Below are 409 nucleotides of genomic sequence, written 5' to 3' on the forward strand. Positions count from 1 at the left end.
AGCCGAGGCCAGCCAGGCGAGGGCCGGCGGCGCGCGGGGAGAGCCGGGTCTCGCCGGGGGTGAGCTGGGCGACGGCGTCGAGGAGCGGACGGTAGAAGAGCTTCTCGTGCAGCCGGCGGACGGCGGAGGCGTGCCGGCGCCAGGCCTTGTTGAGCTCGGCGACCGGTTCGGTGCGCAGGCCCATGGAACGGCCGAGGCGGCGCAGGTCGTTCTCGTCCTCGGGGACGAGGTGGGTGCGGCGCAGCCGGTAGAGCTGGATGCGGTGCTCCATGGAGCGCAGGAACCGGTACGCGTCGCCGAGCTGGGCGGCGTCCGTCCGACCGACGTAGCCGCCGGCGGCCAGGGCGTGGAGGGCGTCCAGGGTGGTGCCGGAGTGCAGGGTGGCGTCGCCGCGGCCGTGGACGAGCTG

The 409-nt window shown here is 75.6% G+C and carries 1 pseudogene; it reads right to left on the bottom strand.

Going from position 1 to position 409, the window contains the following annotated elements:
- Positions 1-409, bottom strand: a pseudogene (locus G3I71_RS48975) (bifunctional glutamine-synthetase adenylyltransferase/deadenyltransferase); the annotation flags it as partial.

The organism is Streptomyces sp. SID12501 (genome assembly GCF_010550245.1).
Classification (GTDB): Bacteria; Actinomycetota; Actinomycetes; order Streptomycetales; family Streptomycetaceae; genus Streptomyces.